We start from the raw sequence: 6,511 nt of genomic DNA, 5'->3' as shown, positions 1-6,511 counted from the left end.
TTTGCGATCGATCAGCGGTGAGACACTCGCTGAGCGTGACGGTATTTTAAGTGAATTTTTACTATTTTCCTCTTAACTGACGGCTATGGTGGGGACACGCAATCTCCAGCAGGCGAGGAAGATAGAATAATTCAGCTTAAATATCGCACAAAAGAAGGGAAATTTGAACAGTTGCTCAAAGGCTTGAAAAGAAGAAGGGGGTTGGAGCAAAAACCATTGTAACAAACCAAGCTGATTGCCTGTATGGCTTCATCGTCATAGATAAAATCCATACAGGGCAACAGTATGGTAAATAATTTGGGAAGAAAGGACTTATAACTGAGGTTTGTTACCTTTGGCAATGTTGGCAAACAAAGCAAAGAAAGAAAATTTATCGTTGATACGCTTAATTTTTACTTCAAGGTCATCTGAGGTTAAGGCTACCTGTACCAAGCCTATGCCAGCTCCTTTACTTTCACCTTCACGGGGGGCATCTCTCAGTTTACGTTTATAATCGCGCAAAGCATCACGGTCGAGTGAAATAACCGTTTTCCATTTATCAAGTAGTATAGAGGCGCTTTCGGTAGTAATCAGGTTTCCAGTAATTACCCGATATTCGTTTTCTGTTTGTAAAATTACCAGTGTTCCTACTTTGTCCTGATCACCAAAGTGGTTGATTTCTTTAGAGTAAAACAATACGTTTTGACTCAATTCCATAAACACTGAAAACACTTTTTTACCAGCTTTGCGGTTTTCTTTGAGTTTTTCTCTGATGTCGCGGCTAAATTCGGCTAATAAAACATCAGTGAGAGGTCCTTTGTACGAAAGAATAAGATTTTGATGATTGAGCTGTGCATAATAAGCAAAGAAATCAAAATCATTGTTTAAGTCTTCTTCTTTTGGATCCATAGATCGTTTTATTTGAAAATTATAAATATGAATATTTTATCCAAAAATTACGCAAACAAATTCATAACCAAAAATGCGTAAAACTTGCTATTCTGTTAATAAAAATTAAATTTCCCAGAACAATTTCTCCCTAAAACTTACTTTGGGGCAGAAAAAAGTCTTTTGACAGCGTCCATGAATATATACAAAGCTATGATTCTTTGATGGATGCTGTGACCTATTATTTGCTAAAAAAGGAAATTTTTGTCCAAATATTGGACTTTTGGGCAATGTTAAAGTAAATCAATTGAAATGAAATATAATAATAAATGGTTTATATACAATAGAGTTTTAAGAGTATGTTTTGAAAAGGTTTGCCCGAATACAATAATTATTGGACATACCCAATACCTACAAAAAGTAAATCAATGGATACAATGAAAGAAAAATATGGTTTTAGTGAGGCTGATTGGAATAGTTGTATAAAAGTGCTTGAAGTATTAAAAGATAATCCGTTCCACAACCCAGACAATCAGCGTTTTGGGACACTGGTGACCAAGATACACAAGCAAGCAAAAAAACAGCGCAAACAAGCGCCTGCCAATGCACGCAAAACCAATGACATGGCTACCCTGCAACAGACCACCATTGCCCGCAATGCCTTGGCAAACAAGACTTTATTTGCGCACCAAGTCAACCCTAAAACAGCCCACCCGGTATATACACCACTACACACCTCGCGTAATTGCTACAGTTGCAACACCCCCTACCAAAAAGCCCATCCTTTTTATCATCGCTTGTGCCCTGCCTGTGCCGAGCTTAATTATACCTGTCGCAGCCTTGCTCCTGACCTTCGCGGGCGCAAAGTGATACTCACCGGAGGACGGGTGAAAATTGGCTATGCTGCAGCGCTCAAACTATTGCGTTGTGGGGCGGAGCTTACCCTGACTACTCGGTTTCCGGCGCTTGCCCTTGAGCAACTTCAGCAAGAAAAAGACTACACGCAATGGCAACACCGGTTGCACATTTATGGGCTGGACTTACGCAACTTAAGCGCAGTGCAAGCCTTTATTGAACGCTACTGTGCCCAACACAAACACTTAGATATATTGATTAACAACGCTGCCCAAACCATCAGGTATGACCAGGCTTATTATACCCCCTTGTTGGCAAAAGAACAGCAACTGCTCCCCCAATACCATCAGCAGTTAGTAGCCAATACCACCCCAGTGCTCGATGAGGTTCCTGCCCTACTGGAGTCATTGCCTGCTGCCACACAAGCCCTGACCCGCTTTGGGCAACCAGTAGACGTCAGAGAAAAAAACAGTTGGAATAGTACGCTTGCCGAAATACCTGTCAATGAGTTGCTAGAGGTAAACCTCATCAATCATATTGCTCCTTATATGCTTATCAAAGGGTTTACGCCGTTGCTCAAAGCATCGGCTTATGCCGAAAAATTGATTATCAATGTGTCATCATCCGAAGGGCAGTTTAGCTATGGCAATAAAACCAGGTTTCACCCACATACCAATATGACCAAGGCTGCCTTGAACATGCTCACCCGTACTTCGGCACAAGAATACGCTCAATATCAGGTGTTTATCAATAGTGTAGACGTAGGGTGGGTGTCTACTGGGGTGAGAGAAAGTCTGCGGCAAAAACAATTTGAAGCGGGACAAATACCCCCGCTTGATCCGGTAGATGGGGCAGCCAGAATTATACACCCCATATACGAAGCCATCACAAACAAACACTTTTTGTTTGGAAACTTGCTCAAAAATTACAAAATTGAGGAATGGTAAGGGCATTCGTCGAGCTGGAGACACAAGTGGGCTTTTCTGACTATTCGTAATAGTTATCTGCCTGACGGAGGGATGTAAACCTATACTTGATGAATTTGGTAAGGATGTTGGCGTAATTGGAAACGTATCGGAGCTCTAACCCGAAGCTACAGGTTCAAGTCCTGTACATCCTTCAAAACCTATAGAAAAGCCTCCTCAGGGCGGAGGTGTTACCGGAAACATGTTAGACTGTCACTCTAAAGATTGTGGGTTCGAATCCCGCTCGCCCTGCTACATTTTTCGTTACCAAATGGTAAGGATGTTGGCGTAACTGGAAACGTATCGGAGATCATAACCCGAAGCTACAGGTTCAAGTCCTGTACATCCTTCAAAAACAATGGCCGTACAAGAAGGTTGGTGTAACTGGAAACACATTCGCCTGCCAAGCGAAAAATTGCAGGTTCGAGTCCTGTGCCTTCTTATAAAAAATGAGAAACTCCTGAAGCTTGCAAAGTATGAAGTTTCGATCGGGCGTGAAGACACTGCCCTCCGAGGACAAGCTCGGAGCAGGCGAGGTGATAGTGTGGTTTTTCGAGGGCATATTCTTCTAAATAGCCTTTTATAAGAAAACCCTGCTTATACCAAGTCTGATTGAAAACCCATACAAACTCACTTGTAGTGGTCTTAAGCCCCGACAAGGTTCTAGGAACACCTTGTTTAACTCTGTTGAGCTCATCACAGCAAGCTGTAGATTCGGTTCATAGGCAACTAATACACCCATAGTGCACTTATTTTCAGTGGGTTATGACTTTATTAGTTAAAAGCCCCGACAGGGGGCAAGCTTCAAGCGACAAGTCGCAAGCTAGACCCTGTTCCACAGGTAACTACAATTTTGTATCACGTTGATTTTCAGTAACTTACAAAAAGCGTAGTTAGAAGGCTTTTGGCAAGGCCAACACAATGCACGTTCTTCGCTATCATTACCTGCTCTCTTGGTCAGCTGCGCTTAAGACCAAGAGGAGGAGACAAGCTTGGTGATAGCTTTTAGATGTAGACATACAAAGAATTTAGCGTACGGGTAATGGCAACGATTTGGTATTATACTTAACAAAAAGAGCACTGATGTAACAAGGAAACATGCTGCTCTCCAAAGCAGTTATGCGGGTTCGATTCCCGTGTGCTCTTTTTGTTATGATGGCTTGGCATCGATGCGTTAGGGTCAAATTAAGATTTACGGAAACGAAAGCCCCTGTTTTGCAAGTTAAAGTGCCTAAGGAATTGTTCAAAAATAAATTTACACTCTGAGAGGTGATTTTTCGCCTTGATACTTCGTTATTTTTAGCCTTTGGCAGAGCTCGGCACAGCGTAGCTGTAGCCATCGGTTTTTGCCCGTAGCGCTGCTATGGGCGCAAAAAATAGCCTCGTCTCAAAACAAAACCTCTACCTCAAGAATAGCAATTTAATTTCTCACCATTCCTAAGGCAAGTTTTTAAGCCTACTTTAACTTATCATCTTCTGATGGTTAGGTTGCGTCAGGTAGGTTTGAATACGCCATTAAATACAGATTTTTTTCTGTGAAGTCAATTAGGTTGCAAGAAATAACTGCGACTTTGCGGAACCTTTGTCGAGCAGTCAGGCTTTTTCTACGCTTTGTATTTTATGGGTATTGGCTCATTGCAGCGGCTAAATATTGCTTGAGTTGAGTTTGTAAAGATTTAGGGGCAAGTACTTTAACGCTTGCGCCCAGTTTGGCTAATTCCATCATGAGTTCATAGTTGATAATGAGTTTCTTTTGAAGCCTAAACTCCTGCTCGTTGTCTATGAGTACATGTTGCTCATCATAGTCAAACAAAGGTTGGGCTTTGAAGTATTGGGCGCGGGCATGGTTCATGCTGAGCACTACAGTTTCTGGCGGGGTTTCACTGATATATAAGCCAAATGAATGCTTCATTAAATCATCAAGTGAAATAGGTTTGCGTTTGAAAAAACCTTGAGTGGTGGGTTGTTTTTGCTGGGTAGCAATGATTCGGTCTAACCCAAATATTCTGAACTTTTGGTCGTGTAAAGTTTCGCCTATAATATACCAACGGTTTTTGTGTTCTTTGAGCCAATAAGTAATGTAGTCAAAATAACTTCCCCATTTTAACTGTATATTTTAGTCGCTATACATCGTTGAAAAATAGCCGAATAGCGCTGCTATTAGCCGATTTTTCGCCTTGTCTAGCGAAAAAATATTTACTTAAATTTGCTGACATTATTTCGGCAACATTACTAAGGGCGTATCACATACTCTTTTATTTGGGTGTGGGTAAATTTTTTATGGTTAAAAGCCACTGTTCTTCGGTCTTCTATAGCTTGATAGAAGAAAGAGATCAGGTGACTGCCGTCAAAGCTAGGGGCATACTCAAATACCACATAAGGCTCAGCAGAAGTTTGCAGAATTTTGTATTTCATGGCGTTGTCTAACTTTTGAAATATCCCGCGCACATCTTTAAATATGTCTAATCCCTGGAACTGTTCCAGGGCAGAAGCAGTCATTTTTAAAGCATTGAGTTCTTCGGCCGACAGGGCTATGGTTTGAGCAAGCAGTTCAAAATCACCTTCAGTATAGTAATAGCCTTTGGTTTTCCAATTGAACTTGACGGGAGCGTCGTATTCTTCGCGCATGTACTTCAAGTCAGCTTTGAGGGTTCTTTCGGATGAATTGCATATTTCAATGAGTTTTTTCTTGGGTACTGTTCCATCAGTAAACAGCTTCAGTTGTTCGTGGATTTTTCTGATTCTTTGAGCACGGGCTTTCGGGGTGGTTGTCATTTTTAAAGGATTTTTGAAAAAAAAATTGAGTAGGACGTTTTTTTTGCACGCCTTTGATTTTGATTTGTAATATTAGAAAAAAAACGATACTATTGTATACTTATAAACCAAATTAACTCAAACATTAAACATCTGGCTTATGCGATTTCGTCTTACCTTAAGGAGGCTGTCTACTCCTTGCAATATTCCTATCAATTACCAATCTTATATTTCGGCAAATATTTATCGTTTGCTTGAGCTTGCTGATGCCCAATATGCGGCTTTTCTGCACGACAAAGGCTATGAAGGCGAGGGAAAGAGGTTTAAGTATTTCACTTTTGGGCAGTTGAAGATTCCACGCGGAAAGTGGCAAATGAGAGAAAGCAGAATGCTTATCAATGCACCTGTTGTTCACCTTGAGACTTCGTTTTTGGTGGATAAAACCGTAGAAAAGTTTGTGGCGGGTGTTTTTCAAGACCAGCACTTATACATCAATGATGCTTTTGCCCACAATGACTTTTTGATAGAGCAAATAGAGATGTTGCCGACAGTGGCGTTTGGTGAAATGATGCGCTTTAGCTGCCAATCGCCCTTGATCATTACCCGCAAAAACAAGCATAATAAACATTGTACTTACCTGGCTCCTGGCGATGCGTTGTACCATGAAATTTTTATAGAAAACCTGCGTAGTAAGCATCAAACCTACCTGAGTCAACAACTCCCCCACAATGGGTCAAATACTCAGATACCCCCCCAACTAGAGGTGCTTAACAATGGCAAGATGAGCTCTAAACTTATTACGCTCAAGCCTTGGCTAAAGCAAGGAATCAAGGTTAAAGGTTGTTTGTTTGACTTTGAGCTCACGGCTCCTCCTGAAATGCTCAAAGTAGGGTTTTATGGAGGCTTTGGGAGTAATTGTGCTCAAGGTTTTGGGATGGTGGAGGTGATATAATCACTTTAGTCAATAGCCCCTACAGCCTCAAGTCCTTAGATGCCGATGCATATCGGTGCTTCAAGTTTGAGGCGGCTCTACAAGCAACTTACCGATTTTATAATGTATTGATTTTTAA

Annotated in this window: 5 protein-coding genes and 4 tRNA genes; 6 read left to right on the top strand and 3 right to left on the bottom strand. The window is 41.3% G+C overall.

Going from position 1 to position 6,511, the window contains the following annotated elements; translation table 11 throughout:
• Positions 1–312 precede the first annotated feature (312 nt).
• A complete protein-coding gene (locus M23134_RS29335) occupies positions 313–888 on the bottom strand; it encodes a SiaB family protein kinase (protein WP_002702623.1) in 576 nt (191 codons plus the stop codon).
• A gap of 416 nt (positions 889–1,304) precedes the next feature.
• Here M23134_RS29335 and M23134_RS29330 point away from each other — a divergent pair, with 416 nt between their 5' ends.
• The 5 genes from M23134_RS29330 (at position 1,305) to M23134_RS41470 (ending at position 3,833) form a co-directional block, all read left to right on the top strand.
• Complete coding sequence (locus M23134_RS29330; RefSeq protein ID WP_198145109.1) at positions 1,305–2,669, top strand: SDR family NAD(P)-dependent oxidoreductase; 1,365 nt, start codon at positions 1,305–1,307, stop codon at positions 2,667–2,669.
• 197 nt (positions 2,670–2,866) lie between these two features.
• Positions 2,867–2,939: transfer RNA gene (locus tag M23134_RS29320), tRNA-Asp, on the top strand.
• A gap of 25 nt (positions 2,940–2,964) precedes the next feature.
• Positions 2,965–3,037: transfer RNA gene (locus M23134_RS29315), tRNA-Met, on the top strand.
• A gap of 19 nt (positions 3,038–3,056) precedes the next feature.
• Positions 3,057–3,129, top strand: a tRNA-Gly gene (locus M23134_RS29310).
• 632 nt (positions 3,130–3,761) lie between these two features.
• Positions 3,762–3,833: transfer RNA gene (locus tag M23134_RS41470), tRNA-OTHER, on the top strand.
• Positions 3,834–4,305: 472 nt separating this feature from the next.
• Here the strand turns inward: M23134_RS41470 and M23134_RS42865 are convergent.
• Both M23134_RS42865 and M23134_RS29300 read right to left on the bottom strand, forming a co-directional pair.
• Positions 4,306–4,599 (bottom strand): WCX domain-containing protein, encoded by a 294-nt coding sequence (locus M23134_RS42865; RefSeq protein ID WP_002702617.1) that lies wholly within the window; start codon positions 4,597–4,599, stop codon positions 4,306–4,308.
• A 320-nt stretch (positions 4,600–4,919) separates the two neighbouring features.
• Complete coding sequence (locus M23134_RS29300) at positions 4,920–5,462, bottom strand: helix-turn-helix transcriptional regulator (RefSeq protein ID WP_002702615.1); 543 nt, start codon at positions 5,460–5,462, stop codon at positions 4,920–4,922.
• Between the two features lie 139 nt (positions 5,463–5,601).
• Between M23134_RS29300 and cas6 the strand changes: the two genes are divergently transcribed.
• Positions 5,602–6,393 carry a CRISPR-associated endoribonuclease Cas6 gene (gene cas6 / locus M23134_RS29295; RefSeq protein ID WP_002702614.1) on the top strand — a complete coding sequence of 264 codons (792 nt, stop codon included), beginning with the start codon at positions 5,602–5,604 and terminating at the stop codon, positions 6,391–6,393.
• Positions 6,394–6,511 lie beyond the last annotated feature (118 nt).

The sequence above is a fragment of the Microscilla marina ATCC 23134 genome (assembly GCF_000169175.1).
Taxonomy (GTDB): domain Bacteria; phylum Bacteroidota; class Bacteroidia; order Cytophagales; family Microscillaceae; genus Microscilla; species Microscilla marina.
This window is presented reverse-complemented; position numbering and strand designations above follow the sequence as displayed.